Origin of the sequence: Pseudofrankia sp. DC12 (assembly GCF_000966285.1) — a bacterium.
In the GTDB taxonomy this organism is placed as follows: Bacteria; Actinomycetota; Actinomycetes; order Frankiales; family Frankiaceae; genus Pseudofrankia.
In genome coordinates this window covers 1,207,289-1,224,790 of the sequence record NZ_KQ031391.1, presented here as the reverse complement: position 1 = coordinate 1,224,790, position 17,502 = coordinate 1,207,289, and the positions used below count along the sequence as shown (strand labels likewise).

The window sequence follows — 17,502 nt, the reverse complement described above, 5'->3', positions numbered from 1 at the left end:
GAGGTTCGTGATGGTCCGCTGGCGGTGGCCGGGTCGCGACGGCGATCCTGACCCGACGTCCGTACCCAGGTCCCGGCGGCGGGCCCCGCGCGGCGAATCCGCGTCGGGGCCAGAGACCGCGCCGGCCGCGCAGGACGGTCCGTACGCCCTGGCTGACCTGCCGAGCCAGGCGGTCCGCCGGTTCGATCTGGGTGCCCTGCTCGTTCCGGTGCTGCCCGGCGTCGGCTACCGGTTCGAGGTCAGCGGACGACGCCGTCCCGCATCGGGATCCGCAGGTCGCTGGTGACGCGGTAGTCGGTCGTGACCGTGTAATGGGAATTTCGACGATCAGCCGCGCGGGATGGTCAGGCGGAAGGTGGCGCCGCCGCCGGGCGTGGGCTCGTGGGCCACGCTGCCGCCGTGGGCGGCGGCGACGGCGGCGACGATGGACAGGCCCAGACCGGAGCCACCGGCATCGCGGGATCGGCCCTCGTCGGCGCGGTAGAAGCGCTCGAAAATGTGGTCCGTGGCCTCCGGCAGGATCCCGGGGCCATGGTCGATGACCGCGATGACGACCTTGCCGAGGTCGGCGGTCTGGTCCGCCGAGGCGGTTCTCGCACGTTGCTGGGCGGGTTCGACCGTGGTGATCTCGATAGAGACTGGCGTGTCAGCCGGGGTGTACACGAGCGCGTTGCGTACGAGGTTGCCGACTGCCTGGCGCAGCCGGCTCTGATCGCCCATGATCTCGAGGAACGGTGGCACGTCCGCCGCGACAGGGCGGTTCGGGGCGACCGCCCGGGCGTCGGTGACGACATCACGGACCATCGCCGCGATGTCGACGGGCTCCCGTTCGGCCGCGGGCTCCTGGTCCAGCCGCGCCAGCAACAGCAGGTCGTCGACCAGGTTCGACATGCGCGCGGACTCGTCCTCGATGCGGCGCATCGCCATCGCCAGGTCGTCGGGCCGGTCGGCGGCGCCACGGTGGAACATCTCGGCGTAGCCGCGGATCGAGGTCAACGGGGTGCGCAGCTCATGGCTGGCGTCCGCGACGAAGCGGCGCAGGCGCTGCTCGGAGGCCTCCCGTGCCCGGAAGGCGGCCTCGATCTGGCTGAGCATGGCGTTGAAGGCGCGGCCCAGCCGGCCGACCTCCGTGCGCCGGTTGGTGTCGGTGACCCGCCTCGTCAGGTCGCCCCAGGCGATCTCGTCCGCCGTCTGCTCGATACGGGTCAGCGGGCGCAGGCCCAGCCTGATGATGACGTAGGCGAGTGCCGCCAGCACCGCCATCACGACGGAGCTCCCGATGATCTCGATTCTCGCGACGCGATCCAGCGTCGCGTCCAGCTCCGTGAACGGGACCGCGACCACGAGCACGTCGCCGCTGGTGAAACGTTCGGCCAGCACCCGGAAGCGGGCGTCGCGGTTGCCGGCCGCCGGAACGCTCCACAGCGGAACGGTCGCCAGCTTCGGGTGGACCTCGGCAGTGGCAAGCTGGCGTGTCGTGATGGCCGGCCGCTCGGTCGGCGTGCGTTCACCGCCCGGGCCGGGGCTGGATTCCAGCAGCCGGTGTCCGGCGCTGTCATACAGCGCACCGTAGGTCCCCACCAGGTAGGAGCTACCGAACCGCGGGTTCTGTTCGTCACCGTCCGACCGGCCGTCCGGGCCCCCGCCGTGGCCGAGATCATCATTGTCACCGTAGGGCGTGCCGCGCAGCAGCGTCTGTTCCATCACCGGATGGGCGTCGCGCACCTGCTGGTCCAACCGGCTCATCAGGTAGGACCGCAGCGCGTCGTGCGTGCCGACGGCTCCTAAGGACAGGCCTACCGCGAGTAGCCCGACCAGGGCCAGGAGGAGGCGTGCACGCAGCGACACGGCGGTTGTCCCAGCTCAGCGGGGCAGGCGAAGCACGTAGCCGACCCCGCGCACAGTGTGGATCAACGGCGGCTCGACGTTGTCGGTCTTGCGGCGCAGATAGCTGATGTAGGTCTCGAGGACACCGCCGTCGCCGCCGAAGTCGTGGCCCCAGACGTGGCCGAGTAGCTGGGCCCGGGTAAGCACGGTGCGGGCATTGGTCATCAGGTAGTGGAGCAGGCGGTACTCGGTGGCGGTCAGCTCGACGAGCCGCCCCGCCCGGCGGACCTCGCGCGTTCGTGGGTCGAGATCGAGGTCGGCGAAACGCAGCGGAGCCGGACCGTCCTCGCCGGCTGCCGCGGTTCCGGTGCGCCGAAGGATCGCGCGGACCCGTGCGACCAGCTCGGACACGGCGAATGGCTTGGTCACGTAGTCGTCGCCACCGAGCGTCAGACCACGAACCTTGTCCTGAGTGGTGTCGCGAGCGGTCAGGAACAGCGTCGGAACGTCATGTCCAGCGCTGCGCAGCCGCTCATAGACGGCAAAGCCGTCAAGGTCGGCGAGCATGACGTCCAGGACCAGAAGATCCGGCGGGGTGAGCGCGACCCTGGTCAACGCGGCCTGACCTGACTGCACGGTGTCGACCTCGAATCCCTCATACCGAAGGGCCATCGCGACAAGATCGGTGATTGCCTCCTCGTCGTCGACGACCAGCACCCGTGGTCGCTCGTCCGTGGTGTCCCCCGGTGAATCCGGGGCGGCTGGCGAAGTGTTCGTCGGTGAGGGCGGCGTCACCTGCCCAGTGTGGCTCCCGGACACGGGGACGGGCAGGGCGCTCGACGGCAGACGCACCGTCATCCGCCGCGCGGGACGAACGCGGCCGTGGGGATGGCGGTCGCGACGGGCGACGTGGTCGGGACCAGGGAAACGCGTGCGGGTCGGAGGATCGGGTGCGCGTTGGCCTCGGCAGGGACCGGGCTGTCAGGTGGTGCCTCGGCGAAGCCCGCCACGACGAGGCCGTCGGCACCCCGCCGGAAACCGGCCGAACAGGTCAGCTCCCCCGAGTCCGCGACGGCAAGCCACTCCCATCCATCCCGGGCAAGGTCCGTGAGCAGGCCCAGCGCGTCCCGCCCGGCGGCAACGGCCGCCGTGGCGTAGGCGTCGGCTTCAGCGAGACCCGGCCCCACGACGGTCACCGAGGCGAGACCCGAAGCAGACGCGCCCGTTCGCGGGTTCACGATGTGATCTCCCTGTTCCGCGGTGCCGGACGTGGCGATGGCCAGTTCCGATCCTGCTACGACGGCCACGAACCGCCCACGGTGGAACGGATCCGCGATGCCGACTCGCCACGGCCTCCTCGGGCCTGGCCTTCCCCGGACTCGGAGGTCGCCCGCGGCGTTGACGCAGTGGGTCGTCAGTCCAGCGGCCGTCAGCGCGGCCGACGCCATGTCCGCGGCCCAGCCCTTGACCAGACCGGTCGGGTCGAGCGTGCCGTCGGCGCGCCACCCAGGGTCGAAACAGCCACCGGTCCGGTCTCGGCAGGTGGCGGCGAGCCGATACACCTCCCCGACCTGCTTCGGGCAGTCTTCGAGGCTGATCTCATCGCGGCGGAGCTTCGACACCCACGACGTTGGCTTGAAGGTGCTGAAGTCCTCGTCCGCCCGGTGCAGCGCGCCGACCGCAGCCGCGATGGCCGCCTCCACGGCGGCGGGCTCCCGCCCGGGTGCCGAGGCCCAGCCCGAGGGCGCCGGCTCGGCCGGGAAGCGGATGTCGATGCTGACGACCGTCCCCATCACGGGCTCGGCCAGGACCCGGCCCGGCCGCTCCGCGCCGTCGGGCCCCGCCGTCGGGCCGCCGCTCACGGCTAGAGCCCGGCCTTGTCGATAGCGGACTGCACGGACCACGCATATCCGCTGCTGGTGAAGGAAGCACCGGATACAGCGTCGATCTTGGCGCTCTGCGCGGCGAGCACCTCCTGGCGCAGGATCGGCACCGCCTGATCGTTGATCTCGATGTCGCGCCTTTCCCGGTTCGGCACCTGCAGGGCGATGACGTCGGTGATGGTCCGCCCAGAGAGCACGAGCTCGACCTGCACCGCTCCGTAGCGGGTGTCCTCGACGTCGCCGACGACCGTCCGCGTGCCGGTCGTCCCTGTGCCGGTCGACCCCGAGGATCCCGTGCCGGACGACGCGCCCGCGGTGGCCGCCGCGGCCGACCCGGCGGTGGGCGTCGCGGAGGCCGCCGACGCGGAGGCCGGACTCGTGGTGGCCGCGGCGGGACTGGGACTGTCGCTCGACGCCGGTTGTCCCGCCTGCGTCGTCGCGCCTGGCATGGAGACTTCCGCGGCCGTCTGCTCGTCGTGTCCCGCCGCCGCTCTGCCGGCCACGGCTACCACCACGACACCAAGCAGACTGGCAAGACCAAGGCGAGCCCGATAGGCCTTCCCGGCGTTGAGATTCATACGGGATCGCGGCGCCAGGTACAGCTGGCCGGGGCCAGCGCGAGGCGCCGCTCACCTCCTTCCGACAGCTGAGAAAGACCGATCCGACCAGCCGAGAGCGACGAACACGAACGAGATCCAGGACGGCGGGGCGTCACCGAAGGGAGAAGTCCTCGGTGTGGATCTGCTCGTCCGGCAGGCCGAGGAGCCGGAGCGAACGGACCAGTCCATGGGTCAGGCCGGTCGGGCCGCAGATAAAGACGTCCCGCGCGAGGACGTCGGGCACCGACGCCTCGACCAGGTCGGCGGCGAGCGGGTCGTAGCCGAGCTCCCTGCGGGAGCCGACGACGCCGTGTACCCGCAGGCGTCGTTCCTGGGCCATCCGCCTGAGCTCCGGCCACAGCGCCAGCTCCCGTGCGTCACGTGCCCGGTGGACGACGATGACGTCGTCGCCGCGAGCGGCGAGATCCTCGGCGAGCGCCCGTACCGGCCCGATCCCACTGCCACCGGCGATGAGGAGTGCCTTGCCGCGAGTTGCCCGGTCGGCGGTGAAGTGTCCGAACGGTCCCTCGGCGGCGACGAACGTGCCGGGGCGAAGACGCGCGATCGCGCCCGAATGGTCACCTGCGGCCTTGACCGTGATCCGCAGCCGATCCGGCCGCGGCCTGGCGGACAGCGAGTACGGATGGGCCGTCAGCCAGTGGCCCGGTGCGAGGAACCGCCAGAGTAGGAACTGGCCCGGCTGGACCCCCAGGCGGTCCAGATGCCGGCCCCGGATCCAGACCGAGACGACGCCGGGCGTTTCCTCGACCACCCGCTCCACCCGCATCCCGTGACGGACGACCCTGCCAAGCGGCAGGGCGAGCCGCCAGATCACCAGGCAGGCGGCGACGGTCACGTACATGAGCTGCCACAACGTGCGGTTCACCGGATGGCCGACGAACTCCGCGCCGTTCGCCGTCTGGTGGCCATAGACCAGCAGGACTGACGCATAGACGGTCAGGTGGAGCAGGTACCAGAGCTCGTAGGAGATCCGTGGGCGCAGGCGACGGGCGCTGGCCACCGCGACGGCGACGAAGAGCAGGGTGCCGATCGTGGCCTTCCACATCTCCGGATAGGTCGTGATGACCGTGAACAACTCGGCGACGGGCTGATGATGGTCAGCCAGCCCGTATCCCCACACGATCAGCAGAACGTGGCTGACCATGAGAACGACGATGTTCGTCCCCAGGCCACGGTGCCAGGCAGCCAGCCGGTCGAGCCCGACGGCGCGTTCCAGAACTGGTACGCGCGCCATGAGCAGCAGTTCGACCAGCATCAGATAGGCGGCGAGCAGGCCACTGACCCGGCCCAGACTGGTCAGGACGGCGGCGCCGCCGTGGACGCTGCTCCCCGAGGTGCTCGTCCACCACAGCGACACGACGACAAGGCCCCAGGCCACGAGTCCGACCCGGACCGCGAGCCGGCCTCGCCAGCCGGCCGATCGCCGAGCAACCCAGCTCGACGACGGTCCACCTCCCCCGACCAGAACTGGACGAGCGTCCGATCGCCGCGAGGACGCCGTCATCGTCGGGGCGTCGCCACGTTGGCTGGGCATCGTCGGCAACCCGCCGGCCACCCGGCCGCGGGTCGGACTGGAGGTCGCCGTCCGCGCGGGAGGCGTCATCGTTTCGTCCGGCGGGACCTGGCTGGCGCTCATGACACCGACGATGGCGGCGGAAGCTGGGAATTCCCTGGGAAGAATCTAGGAGAAGCCCGGGAGTCACCGTTCGCCGCGCCGGCACGAGCGCCCGAACAGGCACAAACGCCGGCGGTCCAACCGCAGGTCGAGGGCCGGCGCGGTCGGCACGTCCCGACGGGCGGGCAAATCGGCGCGGCGACCTGTCTCCTGGAGGACCGATCGGCCCGGTCGAGCTCGCCACGCGGTCCTCCAGCGACGCGGACGCCGCCACCGACCGGCGTGACAGCGATCGGGTCTGTTGGATCGCCAGCCTCCGTCGAAGCACCATGAACGCGCCGGTCACTGCCCGCCGCCGCTGGCGCGTCGACGCGCCTAGCCTGACGAACGATGGCGACCAAGCTTGGTGGGCGCCCTGGGGCCCGCCCACCGTCCGCCACGCGCAGGACGTGGCCGGCTGCGAAAGGCGGAGTGGATGTTCGACCTTGGTGCCGATGAGCGGGCTGTCGTCCAGGTGGTCCGGGAGTTCGTGGACGACGAGGTACGGCCGGTCGCGCGGGAGCTCGAACACGCGAACGCCTATCCCGAGAAGCTCCTGTATGCCGCGCGCCGCTACGACACGGGGGAGCGGGCCGACCTGGAAGCCGGCATGGCCAAGTTCCACTGCTCGGAGGTCGCCATGGAGATCGCGTTGGCCGCGATGCGGATTCACGGCGGCTACGGCTACTCGACGGAGTTCGACATCGAGCGGTACTTCCGCGACGCGCCGTTGATGATCCTCGGTGAGGGCACCAACGAGATCCAGCGCAACGTGATCGCCGCGCAGCTGGTCGCGCGGGGCGGCCTTCCGCTCCTGTGACCTGCGGCGATGCGCTCCTGGGGCGCGTCCCTCAGCCCAGCAGCCTCACCCGGACCGTCTCCGGCATCGCGGCCAGTGAGCCGAGGACGGCTGCCGGGTAGTCGACGGCGATGTCGGTCAGGGCGTACCCGTACTCGCCGCGGGTGTCGAGGAGCTGGCCGTCGATGTTGACCTTGTGCTCGGCGAGCGTGCTGTTGATCTTCGCGAGCACGCCTGGGACGTTGCGGTGCAGGTGGGCGATCCGACGTCCGCCCGGCCGCGGCGGCAGCGACAGATGGGGCAGGTTGACGCTCATGGACGTGCCGCCGTCGAGGTGGTAGTCCCGCAGCTTGCCGGCGACGTAGCGGCCGATGTCCTGCTGGGCCTCCTCGGTCGAGCCCGCGATGTGCGGCGTGAGGATCACGTTCGGCAGGTCGCGCAGCTCGGAGCGGAACTCGTCGCCGCGCCCGGCCGGCTCGTGTGGGAAGACGTCGATCGCCGCGCCGGCCAGGTCGCCGCTCTGAATCCGCGCGCGCAGCTCGACGTGGTCCACCACGAAGCCGCGCGAGAGGTTGAGGAAGAGGCTGCCGGGCCGCATCCGGGCGAACTGCTTGGCACCGAACATCCCGCTGTTGCCGGCACGCCCGTCCACGTGCAGCGTCACGACGTCGGCGACCGCGAGCAGGTCGTCGAGGCTGTCGCAGCGCCGCGCGTTGCCGAGCGCCAGCTTGTCCGCGGTGTCGTAGAAGTACACGCTCATGCCGAGCGCCTCGGCCAGCACCGACAGCTGAGCGCCGATGTTGCCGTAGCCGACGATGCCCAGGCGCCGGCCGCGGACCTCGTGGGCAGCCTCGGCCGACTTGTCCCAGACGCCCGCGTGCATGCCGGTGTTCTTGGGGATCAGCCGCCGGGTCAACGCGATGATCTCGGCGAGCGCCAGCTCGACCACGCTGCGGGTGTTGGAGAACGGGGCGTTGAACACGGCGATGCCGCGCTCGCTCGCGGCCCCGAGATCGACCTGGTTGGTACCGATGCAGAACGCGCCGATGGCGAGCAGGTCGGGCGCCTCGTCGAGCACCGCCTCGGTGACCTCGGTCTTCGACCTGATCCCGAGCAGCTCGACCCCGGCCAGGGCCGCGACCAGTGCCCGGTCGTCAGGCGCCCGGTCGATCGTCTCCACCTCCGCGCCGGCGGTCTTGAGGATCGTCGCGGCGTCCCGGTGGACGTTCTCTAGCAGTAGCGCACGCACGGCAGGGGCCCTCATCAGCTGGTGACAGTTCTCCCGAAGTCTACGAAGCTCCGGGCCGGTCGTCGGGAGGAGCCGCGCCGCGGGGGAGGCACCCGAGATCCGGGCCGCGCACACACGGCAGCGCCCGCCGCCCGCCGCCGATCTCGATGCCGCGCACTCCGCGCCGCACGCCCGCGGGGTCCGCGACGCCGTTCTCGCCGCCGCCTCCCGGGCTCGACCTGGCCATCGTCACGACCGGCATCGCCAACCCCGCCCAGGCGCGCGAGCTCGCCGCCGCCGGCTGCCAGCTGGGCACCGGCCCTCTCTACGGTCCACCTCACTCGCTGCGGGAGACGGTCCGGCGGCGGTAGCCGAACGCTTCGCGGTGCCCGGCTTCACCCAGGGCCCTGGTCAACGCCGGGTCGAGGGGCCCGTTCGAGAGTGGTCCGGAGCCGAGTGGGCCGTGCCTCTCGGGCACCGTGTGGTGGTGCGACGGCCATACTGGGCGGGTGAGATTCCGGGCGACGGTCGAGCTGCATGGCGCCACCGCGACGGGCATCGAGGTGCCGGCGGACATCCTGGCGGGGCTGAACAGCGGCAAGCGGCCGAAGGTGACCGTGACGATCGGGCCGCACTCCTACCAGACCACCGTCGGCTCGATGGGCGGCAGATACCTCATCCCGCTTCCCGCCGAGGACCGGCGCGCGGCCGAGGCCGCCGCGGGCGACGAGGCCGACGTGGAGCTGGTCCTGGAGGCCGCGCCGCGGCTCGTCGAGGTGCCGGCCGACCTGGCGGCGGCGATCGCCGAGGTACCCGCCGCGCAGGCGACCTTCGACGGGCTCGCGTTCACTCATCGCAAGGAGTGGGTCCGGTCGGTCGACGAGGCGAAGAAGCCCGAGACCCGCCAGACCCGGATCACGAAGACCGTCGAAGGTCTCAGCGCCGGCCGCCGCACCCGCTGAGGCGCGGCCCGGTCGGTTGTCGAGCCCAACAACGAGGGTCCAAGCCCGCGCGAGCACAAGGCACCGGATGACCGGACGTTTCTTGGTGTGACGCTTCCCTGAACGCCCAATCGACTGGAGACTTCCGTTCTGTGAGCATCCTCGACGACGCCCGCGAGGGCATGGACCTCGACGTCCGACCGCAGGACGACCTCTTCGGCCACGTGAACGGCCGGTGGCTCGTCGAGGCGGAGATCCCGTCCGACCGTTCGAGCTGGGGCCCGTTCGTGCAGCTGGCCGACGCCGCCGAGCAGCAGGTCCGCGACATCATCACCGACCTCGCCGCGCAGGACCCTTCCGCGCAGTCCGAGGACGTGCGCAAGATCGCCGACCTCTACAACTCGTTCCAGGACACCGAGGCGGTCCAGGCGCTCGGCCTGGACCCGGTGCGGCCGGTGCTGGCCGCAGTGAGCGGCCTGAGCGACGTGCGTGGCCTCGCCGCGTTCCTCGGCGAGTTCGAGCGGGGCGGCGGCAGCGGACTGTTCGGCAGCTACGTCGACACCGATGACCGCAATTCCGACCGTTACCTGTTCCATCTGGTCCAGGGCGGCCTCGGCCTGCCGGACGAGTCGTACTACCGGGACGAGAAGTTCGCCGAGATCCGCGCGAAGTACGTCGGCTACCTGACCCGGATGCTCGGGCTGGCCGAGCATCCCGGCCCGCAGGGTGCCGCGGAGCGGGTCCTCGCGCTGGACACGCTGCTCGCGAAGGGCCACTGGGAGCGGGCCGAGACCCGGGACGTCCAGAGGACCTACAACCTGAAGACGGCCGAGGAACTGGCCGCGCTCTGCCCGGCATTCGCATGGGACGCCTACGTCACGGGCCTCGGCGGTCAGCTGGCCGGCGCGCACGCCACGCTGGCCGAGGTCTGCGTGCGCCAGCCGTCGTACTTCGAGCACCTCTCGAACGTGCTGACCGAGACGCCGATCGACGTCTGGCGCGACTGGCTGCTCAGCCACGTGCTGCGCTCGGCGGCGCCCTATCTGCCCGACGCCTTCGTGGACACCCATTTCGACTTCTACGGCCGCACGCTTTCCGGTACGCCGGAGCTGCGGGCGCGGTGGAAGCGGGCCGTGTCGTTCGTCGAGGGCTCGATCGGTGAGGCCGTCGGCAAGGAGTACGTCGCCCGCCACTTCCCGCCGCGCGCCAAGGCGCAGATGGACGACCTGGTCGCGAACCTGCTCGCGGCCTACCGTTCGTCGATCTCCCAGCTGGACTGGATGACGGAGGAGACCAAGCAGCGGGCGTACGAGAAGCTCGAGACGTTCCGGCCCAAGATCGGCTATCCGGAGCGGTTCCGCGACTACTCGAAGCTCGTGGTCCGCCGCGACGACCTGATGGGCAACGCCCAGGCCGCCTCCGCGTTCGAGACCGACCGGGACCTCGCCAAGATCGGCGCTCCGGTCGACCGCGACGAGTGGTTCATGCTCCCGCAGACCGTGAACGCCTACTACAACCCGGGCACCAACGAGATCTGCTTCCCGGCCGGCATCCTGCAGAAGCCGTTCTTCAGCCCCGACGCCCACCCGGCTGAGAACTACGGCGGCATCGGCGCGGTCATCGGCCACGAGGTCGGCCACGGCTTCGACGACCAGGGTGCGCAGTACGACGGCGCCGGCAACCTCAACGACTGGTGGACCCCGGCCGACAAGGCGGCCTTCGAGGTGAAGTCGAAGACCCTGGTCGAGCAGTACAACGGGTTCGAGCCGCGCAACCTGCCGGGGGAGAAGGTCAACGGCGCCCTCACCGTCGGCGAGAACATCGGTGACCTCGGCGGCCTGACCATCGCCCACGTGGCGTACGTCATCTCCCAGGGCGGCGCCGCGGCCCGCGAGGACCGGCGGCGGCTGTTCATGAACTGGGCCTACGTGTGGCGGACCAAGCGCCGGCTGGAGCTGGAGCGGCAGTACCTCACCACCGACCCGCACAGCCCGCCGGAGCTGCGCGCCAACATCGTGCGCAATCTCGACGAGTTCCACGACGTGTTCGACACGGCCCCCGGCGACGGGCTCTGGCTGGAGCCGGCCGACCGGGTCCGCATCTGGTAGACCGCCCGGCTCCTCCGGCCGGCCCGACCGCCCCGGCCCTCGCGAACCGTCGCCGGGGCGGCCGCCGGCCGGTCAGCCGATGGTGACGACGACCTTCCCGCGGGCGTGGCCGGCCTCGACCTGGCGCAGCGCGTCCGCGGCCTCGGGCAGCGCCCAGCCGCGGTCGAGGACGGGGACGAGGCTGCCGGCTTCGAGCAGGCCGGCGAGGGTGCGCAGGTCGGCCCCGTTCGGCTTCGCGACCAGTGGCCGGATCCGCTGGCGGACGACGAGGCCGAGGGCGGCGCCACCGGCGAACCTGCCGACGGCGCCGAACACCCGGCCCGGCGCGCCGCCGCCGTTGAGCAGCAGGATCCCGCCGGGGGCCAGCAGCCGGCGCAGCCGGTGCGCCGGCAGGTTGCCGACGTTGTCCAGGATCGCGTCGTACCGCTCGGCTGAGCCGAGGACGTCCTGCGCCTCGTAATCCACGACGTGCGCCGCGCCCAGCGAACGCACCAGCTCGACGTTGCGGGCACTGCACACCCCCGTGACCTCGACGCCCAGGCCGGCCGCGAGCTGGACGGCGAAGGTGCCGATGCCGCCGGCGGCCCCGTTGACGAGCAGCCGCTGTCCGGCGGTCAGCCCCGCCGCGTCCCGCACCGCCCGCAGCGCGGTCAGGGCCGCCAGCGGCACCGCGGCCGCCTGCTCGAACGTCAGGTTCGCCGGTTTCGGCGCCCACGCGCCCGGCGGCCCGACGAGCGCGTACTCGGCGAGCGCGCCGGGGCAGAAGGCCAGCACGTCGTCGCCGACCTCGACCCCGTCGACGTCCGCGCCGACCGCCTCGACCGTTCCCGCGGCGTCGAGACCGGCCACCCGCGACCTGGGCCGCCACACACCGACGCCGCCCATCAGCCGGGCGACGTACGGGTCGCCGCGCAGCATGTGCCAGTCGTACGGGTTCAGCCCGGCCGCGCGTACCCGCACCAGCACGTCGCCGGCGCCGACCCGGGGAACGTCGGCGTCCGCCAGCCGCAGCACGTCCGGCGGGCCGAACCGGTCCTGGACGATGGCCTTCACGATCTGGGCCCTGTCACGATCGCGCCTCCTGGTCTCGGTATCCCATGACCACGGTCCTCGGCCGGCGTCGGGCCTCGGTCGAAGATCTGTTGCGTTATGGTTGAGCCGAAAACCACCCGTACGGGTGAGAAGGCGGTGGCCGCGCTGATGACCCCCGGCGGCGCGATCGGGTCCGGCGTCCGCGTCCGGCTGCTCGGTGGCGTCGGCGCTTTCGCTGGCGACGGCGAGCCGGTGGAGGTGGGCCCGCCGCGGTGCCAGGCGCTGCTTGCCGCGCTCGCACTGTCGCCGGGAACGGCGCTGTCGGTGGCCCGGCTCGTCGACCTCGTGTGGGGAGCGGACCGGCCGCGCACCGCCGAGCGGACCCTGCACTCGTACGTCGCCCGGCTACGGCGCGCGCTCGGCCCGGCGGCGATCACCACGGTCGGCGCCGCCTACCGGCTCGACGTGCCGGCCGACGCCGTCGACGCCCTGCGGTTCGCCCGGCTCGTCGAGGCCGGTGACACCGCCGCCGCGCTCGTGGAGTGGGCCGGCGCGCCGCTGGCCGGCCTACGGGTGGCGCCGGGTCTGGCCGCCGTCGTCGACGGGCTGGAGGAACGCTGGCTCGTCGCCGTCGAGACGGACCTCGCCGGGCGGATCGAGACCGACCCGGCCGCGGCCCTCGGGCGGCTGGCCGAGCTGACCGCGAGCCATCCCGCCCGCGAGGAGCTCTGGGCGCTGCGGATGACGGCCTTGTACCGGACCGGACGGCAGGGCGACGCCCTGGGCGCCTACCAGACCGCGCGCCGCCACCTCGTCGAGCAACTCGGCGTCGAGCCCGGCCCGCGGCTGCGTGCGCTGGAGGCGATGGTCCTCGGCCAGGACAGCCGGCTGGCCATCCCGGCACCCCCGCCCGGTCGGCCGGGCAACCTGCCGCTACGGCTCGGCCGGCTCATCGGCCGGGACGCGGACCTGGCGGCCGTCCGGCTGGCGCTGTCCTCCTGGCCGGTGGTCACGCTGGTCGGGCCGGGCGGGATCGGCAAGACCAGCCTCGCCCTCGCCGCGGCCGGTCGGGAGGACGACGCGGACGGCGCCTGGCTGGTCGACCTCGTCGAGGCCGGCTCGGCGGCGGACGTCCCACGCGCCGTCGCCGCGACGCTGGGCGTCAAGGAGAGCGCGGGGCGCGGCCTGACCGGCTCCGTCGTCGCCGCGCTGCGGTCCCGGCGCACGCTGCTGGTCCTCGACAACTGCGAGCACGTGCTGCCCGGCGCCGCGGCGCTCGCGCAGGCGGTGGCCGACGGCTGCCCGCACACCCGGGTGCTGGTCACCTCGCGGGAACGGCTCGGCCTGCGCGGCGGCCACGAGCGGGTCGTCCCCGTCGGGCCGCTGGAGCCGGACGGTCCCGGTGTTGAGCTCTTCCAGGAACGCGCCGCGGCGCTGTCGGCGCCCCGTGACCCGGCTGGCGCTGACCCGGCCGCTTCGAACGGCGGGTCGCGGGCCGGGCCGCGCGGGCACGATCCCGTCACCGAGATCTGCCGGCGGCTGGAGGGTGTGCCGCTCGCGATCGAGCTGGCCGCCGCCCGGACGACGACGCTGCGTCCCGCCGACCTGCTGGCCCGGCTCGACGACCAGCTGCGCCTGCTGGTCACGGTCGACGGAGGGCAGGCCGGCACTGGTCGGCACCGCGCGATGCGGGCGACCATTCAGTGGTCGTACGACTTGCTCACCCCGCCCGAGCGGACTCTGCTGCGCCGCCTCGCCGCCTTCATCGGGGCCTTCGACCTGCCCGCGGCCACGGCTGTCGCGGGCGACGCGGCCGCGCTCGACGCCGGCGACGTCGACGAGGCGCTGGCCGGGCTGGTCGCTCGGTCGATGGTCGTCGCCGAACCTGGACTGGCGCGGCGGCGGTTCCGGCTGCTCGAACCGATCCGGCACTTCGCCGTCGAGCGGCTCGCCCAGGCGGGCGAGACCGACCTGACGGCCGACCGCCACGCGGCCTGGTGCGCCGGCCGGGTCGCCGCGATCCATCGCCTGCTGCTGGGTCCGGACGAGGCCGTCGGTGTCACCGATCTCGACGAGCTGTGGCCGAACCTGCGGTCGGCCTTCGACTGGGCCGTCCGGCGGGCGGACCGACGCCTCGCCTACGCGCTGGTCCGGCCGCTCGTCACCGAGATCCCGCGCCGTAACCGCGGCGAGCTGGGTGACTGGGTCGAGCGGCTGCTCGCGCTGACCCCGGCCGAGGACGTCGCTGTCGTCGCCTTCGGACTGGTCTGGGCTGGCCAGCGGTACAAGCTCGCCCAGGAGCCGGCGGCGTTCGACCGGCTGCTGGCTCGGCAGGCTCCGCGAGCCATCCCGGCCGAGCCCGCCGAAGCCGACCCGTCGGCCGGCGGGATCGTCGCCGTCGCCGTCCAGCATGGGCTGGCCTCCGTGGGGCAGGACTTCCCGGCGCTCGGGATCCTCACCCCGCCGTTGATCGCGTGGTTCCGCGCCCGGGGGGACGACGACCTGGCCGAGCATCTGGAGCTCGACGTCGGCGCGTCGCACGTGTTCGGCGGCCGGTTCGACGAGGGTGACGCGACCGTCGGCGCGCTGGTCGAGCGCTACCGCGCGGTCGGCCCGCCGACGCTGCTCAACATGGCCCTGCTGCTGCTCGGATACTCGGCGCTGCTCCAGAATCGGCCGGCCCGCGCCGAGGAGCTGCTCGGCGCGGCCATCGCGGTCGAGGTGCCCGCGCGCACCCACTCGCCGAACCGGTGCGTCGAGGCCCGCACGTACTTCCGGCGGGGCGACCGGGCCCGCGCGTACGACATCCTGCGCGAGCACGTCGACGAGCTGCTCGACAGCGGCAACATGCAGGCGATCTGCGTCACCGCGGTCGAGTTCGTCAACATGATGACCACGATCGGCCGGCTGACCGAGGCGAACCGGGTGCTGCGCCACCTGGACCGGGTCGCCCCGTACTGGGCGACGCTGGTGGCGGAGGCCAGACAGACGATCGACGCCGCGGGCCAGCGACCGCCCGAGCCGGCCCTCGACGACCACGAGGCGCTCGAATACATCCGCGCCGTGCTGACCGACCTCACCCCGCCAGCCTGGGTATGACACAGCCGGGCCGGCCCCACTGGCCGCCCCGCCGTGGCGCGACTGGACGCCCTTCGACCTCGTCGAGTCCAGCCTCATCGCCGCGGCCGAACAGGCCGGCCGGGATTGAGACCTGCCCGCGAGTCCGACGTCCTGGTCGCCGACAACGGCGAAGCGCGAGCATGGCGTAGGAATCGGCGGTTACTTGGTGCGCACTCGGTCTCCTCCTGGGTAGATTGTGGGTACGGCGCCGCGTGCCGGTCACCGGCTGGGTGAGGCATGGAGGCGTCCGCGATATGCCTCGCGGTCCCTTCCCAGAGCGAGGCCAGATACACCTACCAGACAATTGCGGTGGCCGGTCCCATCCGCAAACGTGCAGTGCTCCTACAGCAGGCACCGGGCTCTCCTCGACGGCCAGCGGCCACGAGTACCCGTGGCCGCTGGCCGTCGCCCGGACGCCGCGCCGGTTTCGCAGCCGTCAGAGCTTGATGATCGCGAAAACCTCGCCCTGGGGACCGCTGAGCACCGCGAGCCGGCCGGCCGGACTGTCCATCGGCCCGGCGACGGTGGTCGCCCCCAACCGGCCAGCCTCGGCGACGGCCGCGTCGGTGTCGGTGACCCCGAAGTACGTCACCCAGTACGGCGGAACCTGAGCCGGGACGCCAGGCGGCATTGGCATCATCCCGGCGACGGTGGCGGTGCCACCGCGCTTCCACTCGTAGTACTCCCAGCCGCCGTCGGCGCTACCCTCGACCGTCCAGTCGAACACGGCCGGGTAGAAGGCCTTCGCCGCGTCGATGTCCCGGCTGTCCAGCTCGTTCCAGCAGAAGGCGCCGGGCTCGTTGGCCAGTTGCGCGCCCTTGTGCTGGTCGGGCTGGAAGACCGAGAAGAACGCTCCCTCCCGGTCGGTGCACACGGCCATCCGCCCGGCGCCGCCGGGGATATCCACCGGCCCGGCGACCACCGAGCCGCCGGCACCCCGCACCGCCTCGGCGGTCTTGTCGGCGTCGTCGACCTGGACGTAGGTCGCCCAGGCCGACGGCTGGCCGGGCGCCATCGTCGGCCCGTAGCCGGCGATCAGCTTGCCACGCAGCAGGAAGAAGCCGTAGCCGCCCGCGGCCGGGTCGGGCACGTCCTGCGCCTCCCAGCCGAAGAGCGCGCCGTAGAAGGCTTTGGACGAGGCGAGGTCCGAGCTGGCCAGATCGACCCAGCTCGGTGTCCCAGGCTCGTAAGAGGTGAATTCGGCCATGCCAACCTCCTGATAGGGGCGGTCACCAGACAAAGTGACCTGCTAGGCGCTGTGACGGAAGCCACCCGCGTCCTGGTCAGGGACGGTAGCGGGCGCCTACGACAGAACCGTGCGGCTGCCGATCGAGCCGCGCGGGGATTCGCCGGCCCGGCTTCGGACGAGCTGTCAGTAGAGGTGGACGTCCGCCTGGTGGTCGTCAACGGGGAGATTTCCGGTGACCGTCGCGGTGACCTCGATGGAATGGAGGCTGGCGATGCCCCCCAGCACGTCGGCGAAGGCGGCGTCGGCGGCGTCGCGGCCGGTGGCGATCCGGACCAGACTGGACCGCGGGACCTTGCGGGTCGCGTCGTAGACCCGCCATTCACCGTCGACCCAGGCCTCGAAGACGGCGTGGAAATCCATCGGGCTCAGCCCAGGCGCATAGACGGCCGCGAAGCGGGCGGGTATCTCGAGTGCCCGGCACAGCGTGATACCGAGATGGGCGAAGTCACGGCACACGCCCTGTCCGGTGAGCAACGTGTCCTCGGCCGAGTCGTGGACCGCACTGGAACCGATGACATAGGCGACCCGGTGATGAATCCAGCTCGTGATCGCCTCCACTCGGGCCCGTCCCGGCGGCAGGCCGCCGAACTCGGCGACCGCGAGACCGACGACGTGGTCCGACGGGCAGTATCGGCTCGGCCGCAGGAAGGTCAGCTGCTCCATGGTGAGCTGGCCGCCGGCGGGGCTGGCGCGGACCTCGGCCTGCTCGGTCTCCGGACCCACGAGCTCCGCTCGGTAGGACACCGAGAGGATCCCCCGCGGCGCGCGCAGCAGATGCAGGCGGCCACCGTGCGGTCCAGACAGTTCGGTGGGCCGGGGAAGCGGCTTCGCCTCGGTCGCCACGTCGAGCCGTTCAGCGTGTATCCGGCCAGCCCGGGCGACGGCGATCTGGAAGGCGATGTCCGCGGGCTCCTCGACGCCGAACATGAGGTCACAGCTGACCACCCGGCCCGCGTCGGCGGAAGCGGGTGGGACGCGCGCCCACTGGTTGGCAGGGTACGGACTGGTCATCTCGACGGCTCCGCGCCGGCATTTGTCCGA

General features: G+C 72.2%; 14 protein-coding genes. 5 read left to right on the top strand and 9 right to left on the bottom strand.

Annotated elements, in window-relative coordinates:
* Positions 1–327 precede the first annotated feature (327 nt).
* From FRADC12_RS05070 to FRADC12_RS05050, 5 genes are all read right to left on the bottom strand, one after another.
* Positions 328–1,848, bottom strand: coding sequence for a sensor histidine kinase (locus tag FRADC12_RS05070; RefSeq protein ID WP_045875764.1), 1,521 nt, complete (start codon positions 1,846–1,848; stop codon positions 328–330).
* 15 nt (positions 1,849–1,863) lie between these two features.
* On the bottom strand, positions 1,864–2,544 hold the full coding sequence (locus FRADC12_RS05065) for a response regulator transcription factor (RefSeq protein WP_045875763.1): 681 nt from the start codon (positions 2,542–2,544) through the stop codon (positions 1,864–1,866).
* 137 nt (positions 2,545–2,681) lie between these two features.
* The gene (locus FRADC12_RS05060) at positions 2,682–3,689 is read right to left on the bottom strand and encodes an FAD:protein FMN transferase (RefSeq protein WP_349305847.1); all 1,008 of its coding nucleotides are present in this window, start codon (positions 3,687–3,689) and stop codon (positions 2,682–2,684) included.
* A gap of 2 nt (positions 3,690–3,691) precedes the next feature.
* Positions 3,692–4,159 carry an FMN-binding protein gene (locus tag FRADC12_RS05055; RefSeq protein ID WP_232303621.1) on the bottom strand — a complete coding sequence of 156 codons (468 nt, stop codon included), beginning with the start codon at positions 4,157–4,159 and terminating at the stop codon, positions 3,692–3,694.
* 262 nt (positions 4,160–4,421) lie between these two features.
* The gene (locus FRADC12_RS05050; protein ID WP_349305846.1) at positions 4,422–5,708 is read right to left on the bottom strand and encodes a ferredoxin reductase family protein; all 1,287 of its coding nucleotides are present in this window, start codon (positions 5,706–5,708) and stop codon (positions 4,422–4,424) included.
* Between the two features lie 712 nt (positions 5,709–6,420).
* Here FRADC12_RS05050 and FRADC12_RS05045 point away from each other — a divergent pair.
* The gene (locus FRADC12_RS05045; protein ID WP_045875761.1) at positions 6,421–6,804 is read left to right on the top strand and encodes an acyl-CoA dehydrogenase family protein; all 384 of its coding nucleotides are present in this window, start codon (positions 6,421–6,423) and stop codon (positions 6,802–6,804) included.
* Between the two features lie 31 nt (positions 6,805–6,835).
* Here FRADC12_RS05045 and serA read toward each other — a convergent pair whose 3' ends face one another.
* Entirely contained in the window at positions 6,836–8,032 is a 1,197-nt protein-coding gene (gene serA / locus FRADC12_RS05040) for a phosphoglycerate dehydrogenase (RefSeq protein WP_045875760.1), read from the bottom strand.
* Between the two features lie 146 nt (positions 8,033–8,178).
* Between serA and FRADC12_RS30870 the strand changes: the two genes are divergently transcribed.
* The 3 genes from FRADC12_RS30870 (at position 8,179) to FRADC12_RS05025 (ending at position 11,060) form a co-directional block, all read left to right on the top strand.
* Positions 8,179–8,382, top strand: coding sequence for a hypothetical protein (locus tag FRADC12_RS30870; RefSeq protein ID WP_045875759.1), 204 nt, complete (start codon positions 8,179–8,181; stop codon positions 8,380–8,382).
* Between the two features lie 138 nt (positions 8,383–8,520).
* On the top strand, positions 8,521–8,973 hold the full coding sequence (locus FRADC12_RS05030; RefSeq protein ID WP_045875758.1) for a YdeI/OmpD-associated family protein: 453 nt from the start codon (positions 8,521–8,523) through the stop codon (positions 8,971–8,973).
* 131 nt (positions 8,974–9,104) lie between these two features.
* Positions 9,105–11,060, top strand: coding sequence for a M13 family metallopeptidase (locus tag FRADC12_RS05025; protein WP_045875757.1), 1,956 nt, complete (start codon positions 9,105–9,107; stop codon positions 11,058–11,060).
* 72 nt (positions 11,061–11,132) lie between these two features.
* On the opposite strand, the gene FRADC12_RS05020 is transcribed toward FRADC12_RS05025, so the two are convergent.
* Entirely contained in the window at positions 11,133–12,113 is a 981-nt protein-coding gene (locus FRADC12_RS05020; protein WP_045875756.1) for an NAD(P)-dependent alcohol dehydrogenase, read from the bottom strand.
* A gap of 96 nt (positions 12,114–12,209) precedes the next feature.
* Here FRADC12_RS05020 and FRADC12_RS05015 point away from each other — a divergent pair, with 96 nt between their 5' ends.
* On the top strand, positions 12,210–15,191 hold the full coding sequence (locus FRADC12_RS05015) for an AfsR/SARP family transcriptional regulator (RefSeq protein ID WP_232303620.1): 2,982 nt from the start codon (positions 12,210–12,212) through the stop codon (positions 15,189–15,191).
* Between the two features lie 457 nt (positions 15,192–15,648).
* On the opposite strand, the gene FRADC12_RS05010 is transcribed toward FRADC12_RS05015, so the two are convergent.
* Complete coding sequence (locus tag FRADC12_RS05010; RefSeq protein ID WP_045875755.1) at positions 15,649–16,419, bottom strand: VOC family protein; 771 nt, start codon at positions 16,417–16,419, stop codon at positions 15,649–15,651.
* 165 nt (positions 16,420–16,584) lie between these two features.
* Positions 16,585–17,472 carry a transglutaminase-like domain-containing protein gene (locus FRADC12_RS05005; RefSeq protein ID WP_084010454.1) on the bottom strand — a complete coding sequence of 296 codons (888 nt, stop codon included), beginning with the start codon at positions 17,470–17,472 and terminating at the stop codon, positions 16,585–16,587.
* Positions 17,473–17,502 lie beyond the last annotated feature (30 nt).

What these genes read in the sequence shown, in the direction of transcription:
- FRADC12_RS05055 (WP_232303621.1), bottom strand. Translation starts at nt 4,159, where the DNA reads ATGCCAGGCGCGACGACGCAGGCGGGACAACCGGCGTCGAGCGACAGT.
- FRADC12_RS05045 (WP_045875761.1), top strand. Translation starts at nt 6,421, where the DNA reads ATGTTCGACCTTGGTGCCGATGAGCGGGCTGTCGTCCAGGTGGTCCGG.
- FRADC12_RS30870 (WP_045875759.1), top strand. Translation starts at nt 8,179, where the DNA reads ATGCCGCGCACTCCGCGCCGCACGCCCGCGGGGTCCGCGACGCCGTTC.
- FRADC12_RS05015 (WP_232303620.1), top strand. Translation starts at nt 12,210, where the DNA reads ATGGTTGAGCCGAAAACCACCCGTACGGGTGAGAAGGCGGTGGCCGCG.
- FRADC12_RS05010 (WP_045875755.1), bottom strand. Translation starts at nt 16,419, where the DNA reads ATGGCCGAATTCACCTCTTACGAGCCTGGGACACCGAGCTGGGTCGAT.
- FRADC12_RS05005 (WP_084010454.1), bottom strand. Translation starts at nt 17,472, where the DNA reads ATGACCAGTCCGTACCCTGCCAACCAGTGGGCGCGCGTCCCACCCGCT.